General features: G+C 75.2%; 18 protein-coding genes. 10 read left to right on the plus strand and 8 right to left on the minus strand.

Annotated elements, in window-relative coordinates:
* The first annotated feature begins 10 nt into the window (after positions 1-10).
* Positions 11-295, plus strand: a complete 285-nt coding sequence (locus tag CHB98_RS19220; protein ID WP_089307218.1) for an HU family DNA-binding protein — start codon at positions 11-13, stop codon at positions 293-295.
* 174 nt (positions 296-469) lie between these two features.
* Positions 470-1,723, plus strand: coding sequence for a serine hydrolase domain-containing protein (locus tag CHB98_RS19225; protein WP_089307219.1), 1,254 nt, complete (start codon positions 470-472; stop codon positions 1,721-1,723).
* 49 nt (positions 1,724-1,772) lie between these two features.
* On the opposite strand, the gene CHB98_RS19230 is transcribed toward CHB98_RS19225, so the two are convergent.
* Positions 1,773-2,234: a MaoC family dehydratase gene (locus tag CHB98_RS19230; protein WP_089307220.1), complete on the minus strand. Its 462-nt coding sequence runs from the start codon at positions 2,232-2,234 to the stop codon at positions 1,773-1,775.
* Between the two features lie 73 nt (positions 2,235-2,307).
* Here CHB98_RS19230 and folP point away from each other — a divergent pair, with 73 nt between their 5' ends.
* From folP to CHB98_RS19255, 5 genes are all read left to right on the plus strand, one after another.
* Positions 2,308-3,168 (plus strand): dihydropteroate synthase, encoded by an 861-nt coding sequence (folP, locus tag CHB98_RS19235; protein WP_089307221.1) that lies wholly within the window; start codon positions 2,308-2,310, stop codon positions 3,166-3,168.
* Positions 3,169-3,178: 10 nt separating this feature from the next.
* Positions 3,179-4,117, plus strand: coding sequence for an acetamidase/formamidase family protein (locus CHB98_RS19240; protein ID WP_089307222.1), 939 nt, complete (start codon positions 3,179-3,181; stop codon positions 4,115-4,117).
* A 125-nt stretch (positions 4,118-4,242) separates the two neighbouring features.
* A complete protein-coding gene (locus CHB98_RS19245) occupies positions 4,243-4,680 on the plus strand; it encodes a PaaI family thioesterase (RefSeq protein ID WP_089307223.1) in 438 nt (145 codons plus the stop codon).
* A gap of 75 nt (positions 4,681-4,755) precedes the next feature.
* Complete coding sequence (locus CHB98_RS19250) at positions 4,756-6,357, plus strand: 4-coumarate--CoA ligase family protein (protein ID WP_089307224.1); 1,602 nt, start codon at positions 4,756-4,758, stop codon at positions 6,355-6,357.
* 35 nt (positions 6,358-6,392) lie between these two features.
* On the plus strand, positions 6,393-7,385 hold the full coding sequence (locus CHB98_RS19255; protein ID WP_089307225.1) for an NAD(P)H-quinone oxidoreductase: 993 nt from the start codon (positions 6,393-6,395) through the stop codon (positions 7,383-7,385).
* Between the two features lies 1 nt (position 7,386).
* Here the strand turns inward: CHB98_RS19255 and CHB98_RS19260 are convergent, their stop codons facing one another.
* On the minus strand, positions 7,387-8,610 hold the full coding sequence (locus CHB98_RS19260; RefSeq protein WP_089307226.1) for a cysteine desulfurase-like protein: 1,224 nt from the start codon (positions 8,608-8,610) through the stop codon (positions 7,387-7,389).
* A 77-nt stretch (positions 8,611-8,687) separates the two neighbouring features.
* On the opposite strand from CHB98_RS19260, the gene CHB98_RS19265 reads away from it, so the two are divergent.
* The gene (locus tag CHB98_RS19265; protein WP_089307227.1) at positions 8,688-9,236 is read left to right on the plus strand and encodes a bacterial proteasome activator family protein; all 549 of its coding nucleotides are present in this window, start codon (positions 8,688-8,690) and stop codon (positions 9,234-9,236) included.
* 80 nt (positions 9,237-9,316) lie between these two features.
* Positions 9,317-9,511, plus strand: coding sequence for a DUF1707 SHOCT-like domain-containing protein (locus CHB98_RS19270; protein WP_089307228.1), 195 nt, complete (start codon positions 9,317-9,319; stop codon positions 9,509-9,511).
* Here the strand turns inward: CHB98_RS19270 and CHB98_RS19275 are convergent.
* Entirely contained in the window at positions 9,480-10,406 is a 927-nt protein-coding gene (locus tag CHB98_RS19275; protein WP_245821431.1) for a slipin family protein, read from the minus strand. The two genes, CHB98_RS19270 and CHB98_RS19275, sit on opposite strands and share 32 nt — an antisense overlap.
* Before the next feature lie 334 nt (positions 10,407-10,740).
* Between CHB98_RS19275 and CHB98_RS19280 the strand changes: the two genes are divergently transcribed.
* Positions 10,741-11,019 carry a hypothetical protein gene (locus tag CHB98_RS19280; RefSeq protein ID WP_089307229.1) on the plus strand — a complete coding sequence of 93 codons (279 nt, stop codon included), beginning with the start codon at positions 10,741-10,743 and terminating at the stop codon, positions 11,017-11,019.
* A gap of 143 nt (positions 11,020-11,162) precedes the next feature.
* Here the strand turns inward: CHB98_RS19280 and CHB98_RS19285 are convergent, their stop codons facing one another.
* Genes CHB98_RS19285 through CHB98_RS19305 form a run of 5 tightly spaced genes read right to left on the minus strand, consistent with a single transcriptional unit; the run spans position 11,163 to position 16,246 of the window.
* Positions 11,163-11,537, minus strand: a complete 375-nt coding sequence (locus tag CHB98_RS19285) for a glycerol dehydratase reactivase beta/small subunit family protein (RefSeq protein ID WP_089307230.1) — start codon at positions 11,535-11,537, stop codon at positions 11,163-11,165.
* Positions 11,522-13,408, minus strand: coding sequence for a diol dehydratase reactivase subunit alpha (locus CHB98_RS19290; protein ID WP_089307231.1), 1,887 nt, complete (start codon positions 13,406-13,408; stop codon positions 11,522-11,524). The genes CHB98_RS19285 and CHB98_RS19290 overlap by 16 nt, the downstream gene beginning before the upstream one ends.
* A 1-nt stretch (position 13,409) precedes the next feature.
* Entirely contained in the window at positions 13,410-14,003 is a 594-nt protein-coding gene (locus tag CHB98_RS19295) for a propanediol/glycerol family dehydratase medium subunit (RefSeq protein ID WP_089307232.1), read from the minus strand.
* 3 nt (positions 14,004-14,006) lie between these two features.
* Positions 14,007-15,701, minus strand: coding sequence for a propanediol/glycerol family dehydratase large subunit (locus CHB98_RS19300; protein ID WP_089307233.1), 1,695 nt, complete (start codon positions 15,699-15,701; stop codon positions 14,007-14,009).
* The gene (locus CHB98_RS19305) at positions 15,698-16,246 is read right to left on the minus strand and encodes a diol dehydratase small subunit (protein ID WP_089307234.1); all 549 of its coding nucleotides are present in this window, start codon (positions 16,244-16,246) and stop codon (positions 15,698-15,700) included. Before CHB98_RS19305 ends, CHB98_RS19300 begins: the two co-directional genes overlap by 4 nt.
* Positions 16,247-16,299 lie beyond the last annotated feature (53 nt).

The following is a 16,299-nucleotide window of genomic DNA, read 5'->3' on the forward strand; positions in this document are numbered from 1 at the left end:
AAGGACACCTGTGAACAAGGCCGAACTCGTCTCCGCCATCGCCAAGCGGGCCGACGTACCCGCATCGACCGTCGACTCGGTGCTCACCGGGCTCCAGGACGAGCTCGTCGAGGCCATCACCCGCGGCGAGAAGGTCGCCGTCTCCGGCCTGCTGACCGTCGAGCGCACCCAGCGCTCCGCGCGCACCGGCCGCAACCCGCAGACCGGCGAGTCGATCGACATCCCCGCCGCCAACACCGTCAAGGTGACCGCGGGCTCGAACCTGAAGAAGGCCGCGAGCAACGTCCCGGTGTGAGCAGGGACCCCCTTGCCCCCCACCGCTCGCACGCGCGCGGCGGGACCCTGCAAGGGGGCCGTCCTCCGCCGCCGGGACGGCGGCTGCCCCTGTGAGCCGGCCCACGGGTTCGTGGGTCAGGATGCCTGGGGCAGCCGCCGTCCGACCGCGGGCGGCGCGAGGGACGGAGGACCCGTGACGGCACTCGAGGTGGACACCGACCCGGGGGAGGTCGGCTTCGACCCCGGCCGCCTGGCCCGGCTGGACCGGCGGCTGGCCCGCTGGGTGGACGACGGCCAGCTGCCGGGCTTCCTGGTCACGGTCGCCCGGCACGGGCACCTGGTGCACGTCGGCTCCGCCGGGCACCGCGACGTGGAGGCGGGGCTGCCGGTGGAGCGGGACACCCGCTGGCGCATCTACTCGATGACCAAGCCGATCACCTCGGTCGCGGCGATGATGCTGTACGAGGAGGGCGCCTTCCAGCTCTCCGACCCGATCTCCCGGTGGCTGCCGGAGTTCGCCGAGACCCGCGTCTACGTGGCCGGCTCGGCGCTGCGGCCGGTCACCGCCCCGCAGGTCGAGCCGATCCGGGTGTGGCACCTGCTCACCCACACCTCGGGGCTGACCTACGGCTTCCACCACGCCCACCCGGTCGACGCCATGTACCGGGCCGCCGGTCACGAGTGGGGGACGCCGCCCGGCGCGGACTCCGCGGAGGTCTGCCGGCAGTGGGCGGCCGTCCCGCTGGTGTTCCAGCCGGGGTCGGAGTGGAACTACGGCGTGTCCACCGACGTCCTGGGCCGGCTGGTCGAGGTCGTCTCCGGCCGGCCGCTCGACGAGTTCCTCGAGTCCCGGGTCTTCCGCCCGCTCGGCATGACCGACACCTCCTTCGGGCTGCGCGAGGGCGACGACGTCGACTCCCTCGCCCGGCTCTACGCCGCCATCCCGGGGCAGCCCGGCGAGGCACCCACCCGCTTCGCCCCCTACGACACGATGGGCGCCGTCGCGCACGCCAAGCCGGCGTTCCTCTCCGGCGGCGGCGGGCTGGTGTCCACGGCCGCGGACTACCTGCGCTTCGTCGAGCTGCTGCGCCGCGGCGGCTCCTACGACGGCGGCCGGCTGCTCGGCCCGCGCACCATCGCGCTGATGACCCGCAACCACCTGCCCGGCAACGCCGACCTGGAGACCTTCGGCCGGCCGCTGTTCGCCGAGACGCCGCTGCGCGGGGTGGGCTTCGGGCTCGGCTTCTCGATGGTCCTCGACCCGGTCCGCTTCGGTGTGCTGTCCAGCGCCGGCGACTACAGCTGGGGTGGGGCGGCGTCCACCGCCTTCTACGTCGACCCGGTCGAGGACGTGACGGTCGGCTTCTACACCCAGCTGCTGCCGTCGAGCACGCTGCCGATCCGCAACCACCTGCGCACGCTGGTCAACCAGGCCCTGGTCGACTAGGGGCGGGTCGGGGCCCGTGCCGGCCCGGCACGGGCCCCGGCCCGGCGGCTCAGAGGTAGCGGCGGAACAGGATCGAGGCGACCATCGCCGGCTTGGGCTGGCCTTCGATCTCCATCGTGATGCCGAGGTTCATCTGCACGCCGCCCTCGAACTGCTTGGCCTCGTCGAGGGTCGCCGACGCGCGGATGCGGGCGCCGACCGGCACCGGGGACATGAACCGGATCTTCTCGGCGCCGTAGTTGACGCCCATCCGGAAGCCGGTCGCCTCGATGATCTGCCCGGCCAGCGCCGAGACCAGTGACAGCGTCAGGTAGCCGTGCGCGATGGGGCCGCCGAACGGGCTCTCCCGCTCCGCCCGCTCGACGTCGACGTGGATCCACTGGTGGTCGTGGGTGGCCTCGGCGAACTGGTTCACCTGCTCCTGGGTGATCTCCACCCACTCGCTGTGCCCGAGGTGCTCGCCGACCTTGGCCAGCACGCCCTCGACGCCCTCCACGGTGGTCTGCGCCATGAGCCTCTCCTCTGCGATCCGCCGGTCTGGTTGGCTGACTCCACCACACGACGCGACGGCGGGGGGAGCGGGGTTGCTGCGGCTCGGGGACCTGGACGTGCCGCCCGGCCGGCTGGTGGTCATGGCGATCGTCAACCGCACGCCCGACTCCTTCTACGACCGCGGCGCCACCTACGAGCTGGCCGCCGCCGTCGAGCGGGTGGACCGGGTGGTCGCCGAGGGGGCCGACGTGGTCGACGTCGGCGGGGTCAAGGCCGCCCCCGGGGAGGAGGTCTCCCCCGCCGAGGAGGTCCGCCGCACCGTCGACCTGGTCGCGGCGATCCGCGCCGCCCACCCGGCGCTGCCGATCTCCATCGACACCTGGCGGGCCGAGGTGGCCCGCGAGGCGCTCGCCGCCGGGGCGGACGTCGTCAACGACGCGTGGGGCGGCGTCGAGCCCGAACTGGCCGAGGTGGCCGCCGCGGCCGGCGCGGGCATCGTCTGCACGCACGCCGGCGGGCTGCCCCCGCGCACCCGCCCGCACCGGGTGGAGTACGACGACCTGGTGGCCGACGTCGTCGCCCGGACGACCGCCCTCGCGGACGCCGCGGTCGCCGCCGGGGTGGACCGCGAGCGGGTGCTCGTCGACCCCGGGCACGACTTCGGGAAGAACACCCGGCACTCCCTGGAGGCCACCCGGCGGCTCGGGGAGCTGGCCGCCACCGGCTGGCCGGTGCTGGTCGCGCTGTCCAACAAGGACTTCGTCGGCGAGACCCTCGACGTCCCGCTGGGCGAGCGGCTGACCGGCACCCTGGCCGCGACCGCGGTGAGCGCCTGGCTGGGCGCCACGGTGTTCCGCGCGCACGACGTCGCCGCCACCCGGCAGACGCTGGACATGGTCGCCGCCATCCGCGGCGACCGCCCGCCGGCGCGCACCACCCGCGGCCTCGCGTGAGCACCGCCTGATGGGTGCCGTCCCCGTGCTGGAGCCGCACGCCGGCGCGCTGCACGGCTGGTTCGACCGCGACCTGCCCCCGGCGCTGACGGTCGACCCCGGCACCACCGTGCGCTTCCGGACGCTGGACTCCGGCTGGTTCCTCGAGCCCGCTCCCGGCGACGGCACCGCGGCCCGGCGCCGGGCGGCCGGGCACACCCCGGACGCCGGCCACGCGCTGACCGGGCCGGTCGAGGTGCGCGGGGCCCGCGCCGGGCAGGTGCTGGCGGTGCGCGTCGACGACGTCGTCCCCTCGTCGTGGGGGACCACCTACGCCGGCCTGCGCGACACCGCCTGGAGCGCCCGCCTGGGCATCACCGCCCCGGCCGTGCACCGCTGGACGGTCGACGTCGCCGCCGGCACCGCGCGCAACCACCTGGGCCACACGGTCGCGCTGCGGCCCTTCCTCGGCGTCATCGGGATGCCGCCGGCCGAGCCCGGCCGGCACTCGACCGTCCCGCCCCGGTGGCACGGCGGGAACCTGGACTGCCGCGAGCTGGTGGCCGGCAGCACGCTCTACCTGCCGATCCCCGTGGACGGCGCGCTGCTCAGCGTCGGCGACGCGCACGCCGCCCAGGGGGACGGCGAGGTGAGCGGGACCGCCATCGAGTGCGGCACCGAGCGCGCCGACCTCACCCTCGACGTGCGCGACGACCTGTTCGGCCGGCCGCTGGCCACGCCGGTCGCCTCGACGCCGGCCGGCTGGGTGTGCCTGGGCCTCGGCGACGACCTCGACGAGGCCGCGGCCGAGGCGATGGACGCCGTGCTCGACCTGCTGGGCGCGCTGCACGGGGTGCCGCGGTCGGACGCGCTGGCGCTGGCCAGCGTCGTCGTCGACCTCCGGGTGACCCAGGTGGCCAACCAGGTGTTCGGCGTGCACGCCGTGCTGCCCCCCGGGGCGGTGCGCTGAGGCGCCCGGCCGGGCCCGACCCCGCCCCGCGGTGCCCGACCCCGCCCCGCAGCGCGAGGTCGGGCACCACGGCGCGAGGTCCGGGGTGGCGCGGGCGGTGGCTGCCGCCTCACTAGGTTGGCCGCATGGCCGCCACCGGGTTCCACACCGCCGACGAGCTCAACGCCCTGCTGCCGGGCACCCTCCCGGGCCTGCTCGGGCTCACCGTCACGGCGCACGAGCCCGGCCGGCTGGCCGCCGCCCTCGACGTCCGGCCGGACCTGCTGGCGCCCAACGGCTACCTGCACGCCGCGACCGTCGTCGGGCTGGCCGACACCGCCTGCGGCCTGGCCACCCGCGCGCTGCTGCCCGAGGGGTCGGCCGGCTTCACCACCATCGAGCTGAAGAGCAACTTCCTGGGCACCGCCCGCGGGGGCCGGCTCACCGCCGTGGCCACCAACGCCCACGCCGGGCGGACCACCCAGGTGTGGGACGCCGTGGTGACCGCCGCGACGACCACCGGGGGCCCGGAGCGGACCGTCGCGCTGTTCCGCTGCACCCAGTCGGTGCTCTGGCCACGCTGAACGGGGACCCCACTGCCCCCACCCCGCGACGGGTGTGAGACTGGCGCCACACCTGACGAGTGAGGAGCTGCACCCGTGGCGCTGGCCAGCCCATTCCCCGACGTCGAGATCCCCGACGTCTCCGTCCCCGAGTTCGTCCTCGCCGCCGGCCGGGACCGGCCCGGGGCGCCGGCGCTCATCGACGGGCTCTCCGGCGACGTCATCACCCACGGTCAGCTCGCCGCCTACGTCGACCGGGTGGCCGCGGCGCTGCACGCCCGGGGCCTGCGCACGGGCGACGTCGTCGCGGTGTTCTGCCCGAACACCCCCTGGTTCCCGGTGGTGTTCCACGGCATCGCGGCCGCCGGCTGCGTGATGAGCCCGATCAACTCCCTCTACACGCCCGACGAGATCGCCTTCCAGCTGCGCGACTCCGGCGCGAAGGTGCTGGTCACCGTCTCGCCGTTCCTCGACCGGGCGCGCGCCGCCGTCGCGGACACCCCGGTCGACGAGGTGGTCGTGCTGGACGGCGCCGAGGGGCACGCCTCGATGCGCGACCTGCTCACCACCGACGCCCCGTCGGTGCGGGTCGACATCGACCCCGCCGAGGACCTGGTCACGCTGCCGTACTCCAGCGGCACGACCGGGCTGCCCAAGGGCGTCATGCTCACCCACCGCAACCTGGTGGCCAACGTGGCGCAGTGCCGCCCGCTCATCCGGATGGGCGCCGACGAGCGGATCATCGCCGTCCTGCCGTTCTTCCACATCTACGGCCTGACCGTGCTGATGAACCAGGGCCTGGCGTGGGGCGGCGCGGTGGTGACGCTGCCGCGCTTCGACCTCGAGGACTTCCTGCGCACCATCCAGGACCACAGGATCACCCGGGCCTTCGTGGCCCCGCCGATCGTGCTGGCGCTGGCCAAGCACCCGCTGGTCGACGCCTACGACCTCTCCTCGCTGACCTCGGTCACCTCCGGTGCCGCGCCGCTGGACGAGCAGCTGGCCCTGGCCGCCCAGGCACGGCTGCGCAAGGGCGCCGACACCGGCGTCACGGTCGCCCAGGGGTACGGCATGACCGAGCTGTCGCCGGTGTCGCACACCACGCCCGACATCGGCGCCGAGCCGCCGGGCGTGGCCCCCGGCTCGGTGCCCAAGGGCTCGGTCGGCTTCGCCGTCCCGAACTCCGAGTGCCGGCTGGTCGACCCGGCCACCGGGGAGGACGCCGGGCCCGGCGAGCGCGGCGAGCTGTGGGTGCGCGGGCCCAACGTGATGAAGGGCTACCTCAACAACCCCGCGGCCACCGCGGAGACCATCGACGCCCAGGGCTGGCTGCACACCGGTGACGTCGCGGTCGTCGACGAGAACGGCTGCTACACGGTCGTCGACCGGGTGAAGGAGCTGATCAAGTACAAGGGCTACCAGGTGGCCCCGGCGGAGCTGGAGGCGGTGCTGATCGGCCACCCGGAGATCGCCGACGCCGCCGTCATCGGCGTGCCGGACCGGGACAGCGGCGAGGAGCTGCCCAAGGCGTTCGTCGTGCGGGCGCCCGGCTCGGCGCTCACCGCGGAGGCGGTCATGGAGTACATGGCCGGCAAGGTGGCGCCGCACAAGAAGATCCGCGTCGTGGAGTTCATCGAGCAGGTGCCGAAGTCCGCGGCGGGCAAGATCCTGCGCAAGGACCTGCGCGCCGCCGGGTGAAGGACCCCCTGCCCCCCGCCTCCTAGGCTCGGCCCATGCGTGCGGTGACCCTCGACCGACCCGGTGGCCCCGAGGTGCTCGGCTGGGGGGAGGTGCCCGACCCGGTCCTGCGGCCCGGCGAGGTCCTCGTCGACGTCGTCGCCACCGCGGTCAACCGGGCCGACCTGCTCCAGCGCGCGGGCAACTACCCGCCGCCGCCGGGTGCCAGCGAGGTCCTCGGCCTGGAGTGCAGCGGGGTGGTCAGCGAGGTCGGGGAGGGCGTGACCGGCTGGTCGGTGGGCGACGAGGTCTGCGCGCTGCTGTCCGGCGGCGGCTACGCCGAGCGGGTCGCCGTCCCGGCCGGCCAGCTGCTCCCCCGCCCGGCGGGGGTGGAGCTGGCCACCGCCGCGGCGCTGCCCGAGGTCGTGTGCACCGTGTGGTCCAACGTGTTCATGCTGGCCGGGCTGCGCCGCGGCGAGACGTTCCTGGTGCACGGCGGCGCCAGCGGGATCGGCACGATGGCCATCCAGCTGGCCGCCCGCGCCGGCGCCCGCGTGCTCACCACCGCGGGCAGTGCCGCCAAGCTCGCCGTCTGCCGGGAGCTCGGCGCCGACGTGGGCATCGACTACCGGGAGGAGGACTTCGTCGAGCGGGTGCGGGAGGAGACCGGCGGCGCCGGGGCGGACGTCGTCCTGGACAACATGGGCGCGAAGTACCTGGCCCGCAACCTCGACGCGCTGGCCACCGGCGGGCGGCTGGTCTGCATCGGCATGCAGGGCGGCACGCGGGCCGAGCTGGACCTCGGGAAGCTCATGCGCAAGCGGGCCGCGGTGCACGCCACCACGCTGCGGGCCCGCCCGGCGACCGGCCCCGGCGGCAAGGCCGAGATCGTCGCCGCCGTCCGGCACGACGTGTGGCCCGACGTCGAGCGCGGCGTCGTCCGGCCGATCATCGACCGCCGGCTGCCGATGTCGCGGGCCGCCGAGGCGCACCGGGTGGTCGACGCCAGCGAGCACGTCGGCAAGGTGCTGCTGGTCAACGAACCGTGACTCAGCGCGGGCGCAGCGCGGCGACCGCGTCGATGAGGTAGCCGACCTCCTCGGCGGTGTTGTAGTGCATCAGCCCCAGCTGCACGGCGCCGCCCTCCTCGTTGGCGCCCAGCGCGTCGAACAGCTCGCGGGCGTAGAGGTCGCCGTCCCACGCGCAGATGCCGCGCCGGGACAGCTCGTGGGCCACCTGCCGCGGGCGCATCCCCTCGACGGTGAACGACAGCGTGGGCGTGGTCCGCGGGGCCGAGCCGATCACCTGCACGTGGCGCATCGCCCGCAGCGCCTGGTCCAGCCAGCCGAACAGGCCGTGCTCGTAGGCGGCCACGGCGGCCATCGAGGCCCGCAGCCGCTCCCGCCGGGTGCCGGTGGCGAGGTCGTCCAGCGCGGCGAGGTGCTCCACGGCCGCCGAGACGCCGGCGAGCAGCTCGAAGGCGTGCCCGCCGCTCTCGAACCGGTCGGGCACCCGGTCGGGCACCGGCGCGAGCCGCTCCGGCTCCAGCTCCGCCAGCAGCGCCGGGTCGGCCACCACCGCCGCCACGTGCGGGCCGCACCACATGTCGGCGGCCACGGCGAGGAAGTCCGCGCCCAGCGTGCGGACGTCGAGCAGGTCGTGGGCGGCGGCGTGCGTGCCGTCGACGAACACCAGGGCGCCGGCGGCGTGCGCCCGCCGGGCGATCGCGGCGACGTCCGGGCGGGTGCCGATCGCGGAGCTGGCCGCGGTGACCGCGACCAGCCGGGTGCGGGGGCCGAGCAGCTGGTCGTACTGCCAGTCCGGCAGCTCGCCGGTCTCGATGTCGACCTCCGCCCAGTGCACGACCGCGCCGGCGCCCGCGGCCAGCTCCACCCACGGGCGGACGTTCGCGTCGTGGTCCAGCCGGCTGACCACCACCTCGTCGCCGGGGCGCCAGGTGCGCGCCAGCGCCCGGGCCAGGGTCCAGGTCAGCCGGGAGCTGTCCGGGCCCAGGACGACGCCGGAGGACACCCCGCCGACCAGGTCGGCGACGGCGGTGCGGGCGCTGGCCAGCAGCCCCTCGGCGCGGGCGGACGCCGGGAACACCCCGCCGCGCTCGGCCACCGGCACCCGCATCGCCTGGGCCACGGCCAGCACGACGGCCTCCGGCAGCAGCGCGCCGGCGGGCCCTTCGGCGTGCACCAGACCGTCGGACAGACCGGGGAACAGGCCCCGGACGCGGGCGACGTCCAGCCGCCCCTCCCCCGGTCCCATGGACCTCGACACTAGCCGCCGCGCCCGGGCCACCGGCCGCCCCGGCAGGGTCCCGCGGCGTTGGGGAGGATGGGTCCATGACGGCATCCGGAAACGGCAGTGAACGTCCTCAGCAGGTCGTCGTCGTCGGTCCCGACGGGCGGCCCGTCGGGACGATGGCCGTGCCCGACGGCGGCGGCCCGGGCGGCGACGGCGGCGGCGGCGGGAACATCGGCGAGATGGTCGAGCAGCCGGCGAAGGTCATGCGGATCGGCACGATGATCAAACAGCTGCTGGAGGAGGTCCGCGCCGCGCCCCTGGACGACGCCAGCCGAAACCGGCTGCGCGACATCCACGCCTCCTCCATCCGTGAGCTGGAGCAGGGCCTGGCGCCGGACCTGCGCGAGGAGCTGGAGCGGATCACGCTGCCGTTCAGCGAGGGCGAGACGCCCTCGGACGCCGAGCTGCGGATCGCCCAGGCGCAGCTGGTCGGCTGGCTGGAGGGCGTCTTCCACGGCATCCAGACCGCCCTGTTCGCCCAGCAGATGGCTGCCCGCGCGCAGCTGGAGGAGATGCGCCGCCGCGCGCTGCCCGGCGGTCAGGTGCCCCAGCCGGACCTGCGCCCCGGCGGCGGCCAGTACCTCTGACCCACCTGCACCGGTGACGGCCGGCGACCGCCGCTCGCGTCGGTCGCCGCACCGGGGAGATCGACGAGGAGGGAGCGACGGTGAGCCCCCGCGACCGGGAGATCCGCGCGTCCGACGCCGACCGCGAGGACGCGGTGCGGCAGCTGCAGCGTGGGCTGTCCGACGGCCGGCTCACCGTCGACGAGTTCGACGACCGGGTGCGGGCGGCCTACGCCGCCCGCACCACCGGCGAGCTGGACGACCTCACCCGCGACCTGCCGCGGAGTCTCTGGTGACCGGCCGGTCCGCGGCGGTCGCGCCGCCCTCCGGCTGACCGTTCCCGGCGACCGCCCGGGGTGCCTCGCCGGCCGCGGGCAGTGCGGACGGGACGTCGTCGGTCGCCGGGGCCGCCGCGGGCGCCTGCCGCGGCTGGGCGCCCGCCGCCTGCTCGAAGAAGCGGAGCAGCTCCACCGGGAAGGGCATCACCAGTGTGCTGTTCCTGTCCGAGGCGACCTCACCGACGGTCTGCAGCAGGCGCAGCTGCAGCGCACCCGGGGTGGCGCTCATCGCCTCGGCGGCCTGGGACAGCTTGGCCGACGCCTGCAGCTCGCCGTCCGCGGCGATGACCCGGGCGCGCCGGTCGCGTTCGGCCTCGGCCTGCCGCGACATCGACCGCCGCATGCTCTCGGGCAGCGAGATGTCCTTCACCTCGACGCGGTCGATCTTGATGCCCCAGTCCTCGGTGGGGGTGTCGATGACCGCACGGAGCTCGCTGTTGATCTGCTCCCGGTCCGACAGCAGGGTGTCCAGGTCGGCCCGGCCGATCACCGAGCGCAGCGAGGTCTGGGACACCTGGGACGTCGCCACCATGTAGTTCTCCACGTTGATCACCGCCCGGACCGGGTCGACGACGCGGAAGTAGACGACCGCGTCGACGCCGATGGTCACGTTGTCCCGGGTGATCGTGCCCTGCGACGGCACGTCGAGGACGAGCGTCTGCACCGGCACCTTGGTCATCTGGTCGGCGAAGGGCACCAGCACCCGCAACCCGGGTTCCCTCACCTCCGGCAGCAGCCGGCCGAAGCGCAGCACCACGCCGCGCTGGTACTGCTGCACCATCCGGATGCCGGTGCCCAGCAGGACCAGCGCGGTGATGCCGACGACGGCGAGGACGATCAGCAGGACGTCCACGGACGCACCTCCTTGCCGGCTCGGTGGCCGAGGGGCGTTCCCCCGACACCTCGGGCGGCCGGCCTGTCCCCCTCCATGCTCCCGCAGGCCGGCCCTCACCGCCGTGACCTGGTCGTGACCGCCACCACCGTGGCCGTCGCGGTCCGGGCCGGCGGAGGGTCGGGCGGCCGGGTACCGGGAATGACGGACGGTCGCCCCGGCCACACGGCGCGTGCCTGGAGGTCACCTGACCCGGTGGATCCCCTGCCGGGGCCGTTTCCGGCAGCCCGGGGGTGCGCACCCGGGCCGGTCGACGGCCGGAGGTCCCGGCCGGCGAGCGACGTGTGGAGGCACCATGACCAGCGGACAGACGAGCACCCCGCCGGTGGGACGCACCGGGAGTTCGAACGGACTGGCGGTCGCCGCCCTGGTGACCGGTGTCGCGGGCATCCTGTTCGCCCTGCTGGTCCCGATCGTGGGCGTGGTCCTCGGGGTGGTCGCCATCGGCCTCGCGGTCGCGGCCCGGCGCGGTGGCGTGCGCAGCGGTCAGGCCACCGCCGGCCTGGTGACCGGCGTCCTCGCGGTCGTCGTCGCCGTCGTCACCATGGTGGCGGCCTACGCCCTGCTCACCTGAGCGGGAGGTGCCCGACCCCCCCGGGCCGCGACCCGCGGGGTCGGGCACCCGAGCGCGTGCCGGTCAGCCCCCGATGACGTCGCGGCCCTGCTCCCACAGGGTCCCGTGTGCCGCGCAGCGCGGGGCAGTGACCTCCGTGCCGCTCAGCCGAGCGGCAGGTGCTTGACCACCCGGGCGGCGACCCGGCCGATCCGGCGCCACTCCGGCGGCGGCGCACCGGCCGGGGCCGTGGTCACCGGCCGGTCGCCCGGCAGGGTGCGGTGGTGCACGGCCGCGGCACCGGCGGCGTCCAGGCCGATGCCCACGCCCAGCGGGGAGTCCGCGGCGGCCGCCGCGGCCAGGGCCGGGGCGTCGGGGGCAGGGGCCCCGGCCGGCCCGGGGACGTCGACGACGTCGGTGGGCACCCCCTCCTCCTCCACCCCGGCGCGGACCTGGCGCAGCGCCGGCGCCGGGGCTGCCGGGTGCCGGTGGACCAACACGGCCGGCCGTGGCCCGGGGTCCCTCAGCCGGTCGGGCACTCGACCGGGCGGGCGGCGTGCGCGCGGACCAGGCCCGCGGCGACCGCGGTCCGCGGCCCCTCGGTGCCCAGCACGTTGCCCGTCCCGCAGACCACCCCGTAGGGGGCGAGGGCGTCGGCGACCAGGTCGGGGATCTCGAAGTCCAGGGCCGACCCGCCCAGCAGGACGACGAAGTCCAGCGCCCGCAGGTTGCCCCCGGGCGCCACCTGGCGCAGCGCCCGCAGCGCGTTGACCACGAACACCCGCCGCTTGGCCTCCCGGCGCACCCGCCGCACGTGGTCCAGGCCGTGGCGGGTGGGCACCGGGGCCGGGCCCTCGGGGGTCAGCACCACGACCCGGGCGAAGACGTGCGGCGGCAGGGGCTGGTCGACGAACTGCACGGTGCCGTCCTCGTGGCGCAGGTGGAAGAAGCTCTCCACCTTGGCCAGCGGGAAGCGCTTGACCTCCTCGGCGACCTCGCGGTCGTCCAGGGCCAGCTCGGAGTCCACCAGCTTGGTGACCAGCTCCCCGGCGCCGGCCACGTGCACCGCCGTGCACTCGCCGTCGCGGGTCAGCAGGGCGGCGTCGGTCGAGCCGCCGCCGAGGTCCAGGACGGCGACCGGCCGGTCGACGCCGGGGGTGGTGAGCGCGCCGCCCACGGCCATCTCCCCCTCGACGCCGCCGATCCGCGCCGCCGCGCCGAGTTGCTCGGAGACCCGGTCGGCGACCAGCTGCATGCGGCTGCGGCTGGTGCGCACCATCGCGGCGAGTGCGACGGCGTTCTCCAGCGCCACCTCGCCGGCCAGCCCGCCGCGCACCTCGGCCGGGACGAACGTGTCGACGGCCAGCACGTCCCGGATGGCGATCTCCGCCACCGGCACCGCCGGCTGGCCGGCGACGTCCATGACGTCGGCCATCGTGTCGCGGACCTGGGCGAGCATCCCGCCGACGTGCGTGCCGGGCTCGCCGTCGGCGTCGTCGAGGGGCTGCACCCGGGCGACGGTGTCCATGATCGCCTCCGCGCCGGCGTCGACGTCCACCCGCAGCGTCTTGCCCGCGCCCCGGAGCACCAGCTCCCCCACCGGGATGCGCCGGTCGGTGACGTCCCCGGAGGGGGTGCGCACGACGACCGCCGACCGGTTGCCGGTCAGCGCCCGCGCCACCGGGGACACCTGCCGGGTCTGCGCGGGGTCCAGGCCGAACACGGTGGCCAGGCCGTAGGAGTTCGACAGCGTCCGGATGGTCCGCCCGGGCGGGGCCACCTCGACGGCGGCCAGCATGCCCAGCGGCACGCGCTCGACGGCCGCCACCTCGTCGACGACCGGGATCGGCCGGTGCAGCCGGTTGGTCACCAGCACCGCGTCGTCACCGGCGAGGACGGCGGCCACGACGTCCACGCCGGCCGCGACGGCGGCGTTCACCGCGGCCGCGACGTCGTCGAAGTCCGCGCCGGCGGGGACGACGCACACCACCGGGGTGCCCGGCGGCTGCCCGGGCAGCTCGGCCATCGCGACGGTGGTGCCGACGCCGAGGCCCTCGCCGCCGGGGGTCGCCGGGTTGTGCCCGATCATCGTGGACTCGGTGATGATCGTCTCGGTGATCGTCTCCATGGCGAGCCCGCTGATCACCGGGGTGGCCTCGTTGAGCAGCACGGCGTCCACGTCGGCGGCGCCCAGCCCGGCGCGCGCCAGGGCCCCGCGGATCGCGGCCAGCGCGCCGGCGGTGTTGTCCGGGGTGCCCTTGACGCCCGTCGTGCGGGTCAGGTCGGTCGCCAGGTAGGAGATCGACCCGTCGGGGGCGACGGCGGCCAGGCACGCCTCGGTCGTGGAGTTGCCGATGTCGACGCCGACGACCAGCCGGCCCTGCGGCGGGCCGCCCTCGCGCGCGCCCACCTCAGCCGGCGGTGCCCGGGCCGAAGACGGCCTCGACCTCCACCGGGCCGCGGCCCGGCTCGATGCAGTCGAACTCCTTGAGGTGCAGCAGCGCCGCCTTCGCCTGCCAGCGGGGCCGGGCCATCTGGTCGTTGCGGGTGGGCACCGGCTGGGGGTGCTCGCCCTTGGCGTACTGCGCGGCGTTCGAGCCGATCATCCGGAACACCGGGGCGTCGAGCAGCGGGGACTGCGGGAAGAGCTCCAGGTTGCTCAGCCGCGGCAGGTCCTTCTGGTGGATCATCGTCGTGCCGCGGGAGAGGATGCCCACCGAGATCCCCGACCCGGACATCCGGGCGGCGGTGTGCGCGATCGCCGCCAGGTCCGCGGTCTCGAGCACCCGCACCAGCCGGGCCGTCACGCCCTGCTCCTCGATGCCGGCCATCAACTGGCGGAGCACCTCGGCGTGCGGGACGTCGACGATCGTCTTGGTGAAGTGCCCCGCGAACGCCGGGGACAGCGCGATGACGACCTCGTCGGGTCGGGTGCCGCGCCGCGCGGGACCCACCTCCCGGAGGCTCACCGTGCGGTCCGGCGCGGTCGCCGTCGGAGTGCTCATGGGTCAGCCCACCTCGGTCTCGGGGTTGCTCGCCGAGGTGACGTGGCGCAGCTTCTTGAGCTGCTCCCAGCGCTCGCCGGACAGCCGGTAGCCGGTGCCGGGGCCGGCGTAGTCGTTCGGGTCGTTGATCGCCGAGAGCGGGGTGAAGTCCGCGGTCAGGACGGCGGAGGTCTGCAGCAGGTCACCGGAGACCCGCTGGCGCAGGACGGTGAGCAGGTTCTCCGCGACGTCGTGGAAGCCGGCCGACTCCAGGGCCTTGACCAGGTCCAGGCCGGTGACCTCCCGGTCCATCACCGACTGCGCGGCCTTGAGGTCGGCGAGCACGTCGCGCAGCGGGTAGTCGTTCGAGGAGTTGGCGTAGGTGGCCGCCTCGACCTCGTCGTCGGTGATCGACGGCAGGTCGAGGTGGGCGAACACCGCCTGCAGCGCGCGGGCCGCCTTGTTGCGGGCGGCCAGGATCTCGTCCTCGCGGACGTGCCGCAGCCCCCCGTCGACCTGGAAGTCCCGTTGGATGGTGTTCCAGTCGTCGAAGTCGTCGGTGTCGAAGTTGGACCCGGCGAACATGTTGTCGGCGTTGGGCACCGAGGAGTACCCCGAGCACACGAAGTCGGTGCCCGGGAGCATCTGGGGCATCGCCCGCGCCGTCCGGCGCATCGCGGAGTGCGAGAAGGACTGGTCGTTCCCCGACGCGCACTCCAGGTCCACCATGCTGGCCACCAGGTTCTCCGCGGCCACCGCCCGCAGGCCGCCGGGCACCGCCCCGGGCACGCCGATGCAGCTGATCGAGCCGTTCTGCAGACCCTGCACCCCGGCCCCCTTGGCCATCAGGATGCAGCGGATCTCCAGGTACAGCATCGACTTGCCCTCGGCGTTGCCCATCTGCACCTCCGACCCGGTGCCGGACGTGAAGCGCATCTTGATCCCGCGCGAGGCGTAGGCCGCGGCCAGGAACGACTTGGACCAGGGGGTGTCGTCGCCGTCGATGAAGACCGACTCGGTGCCGTAGATGGAGATCGTCTCCGCGTAGGCGGTGATCCCGCGCATGCCCAGTTCGAGCTCGGTGGCCTCCTCCAGGGCGCACTGGGTGAGCACGCCGCCGCGTCCCACCTGGCCGCCGACCTGCAGCGCGATGGCCACCAGCGGCGCGTAGCGCACCACGCCCAGGGTCGTCTCCAGCTCGGCGAACCCGCGCAGCGCCCCCTCGGCGGCGTCGGCGGCGACCTGGATGGGGTTGTCCCGGGCGCTGGTCGAGTGCCCCTGGTTGGCCGGGGTGCGCCGGGCGCGCATCTTCTGCATCCCCTGCATGATCTCCACGACGTTCATCAGCTTGACGACGTCGAGGATCTTGGCCGGGGTGAGGCCGCGGCTGACCGCGAGGACGTCGCCCCGGGAGACGCCCGGGTCGATGAGCATCCGGGCGATCTCCGCCGAGGGGATGGCCACGGACGCCTCGGCCGATGCCACGTCGATCGCGTGGTCGGCGATGAAGGTGTCCATGAAGTCGAAGTCCGCGCGCTCGGTGCCGTCGAGTTCGACGACCCGGCCGTCCTGCACCCGGATGCTCGGTGCCGGGTCGAAGTCGCTCTCCATGGCGACCAGGCCCTTCTCGGGCCACTCCTCCACGAACCCGTCGAGGTTGACCGGGCGGCTCTCCAGGATCTCGGTGCGCAGTGACTGGCGCGGTCGGGTGCTGGTCATGCCGGCTGCCCCTCCTCCCGATCGGCCCGGGCGGCGGCGGCGGTGGCCGCCGTCGTGACCGGGGTGGCGGCGGGGCTCCCGGCGGGAGCCCCGGCGTCGGCATCGCCGCCGGCCTCGGGCCGGGCCAGCAGCCCCCGGCGCGCGTAGACCTCGGCGGCCTCGCGGACCAGCGCCGCGCACACCGGCGCGGTGTAGGTGCCCTCCAGCCGCTCGGCCAGCGCGGCCAACTGCTCGGCCGTGGAGGCCCGCGGCCGCAGGGCGTTGTACATGGCCAGCACCTCCTGGTCGGGGATGGCGGTCATCTCCGCGGCCCGGCGGAAGTTGGCCGCGAGCTGCGGGCGGCCGCTGGCCTCGGCCAGCTGCGCCTGCAGCTGCAGCGTCTCCGGGGCGATGCGCAGATCCGCCGGGGACAGGTCGCCGGAGACCACCGAGTCCATGGTCAGGGCGGTGATCGGCTTGCCGGTGGGGGTGCGCAGCAGCTCGGGCCGGTTGATCGAGAGGGGGTAGTCGGCCGCGTTCAGCGTGGGAGGGGAAGCGCTCGTCACGGGCTCGCTCCTCGGGAGTCGCGTCGTCGGGCACAGCAGGCGACGGGCACAGC

This window comes from Geodermatophilus pulveris (assembly GCF_900188375.1).
GTDB classification, from domain to species: domain Bacteria; phylum Actinomycetota; class Actinomycetes; order Mycobacteriales; family Geodermatophilaceae; genus Geodermatophilus; species Geodermatophilus pulveris.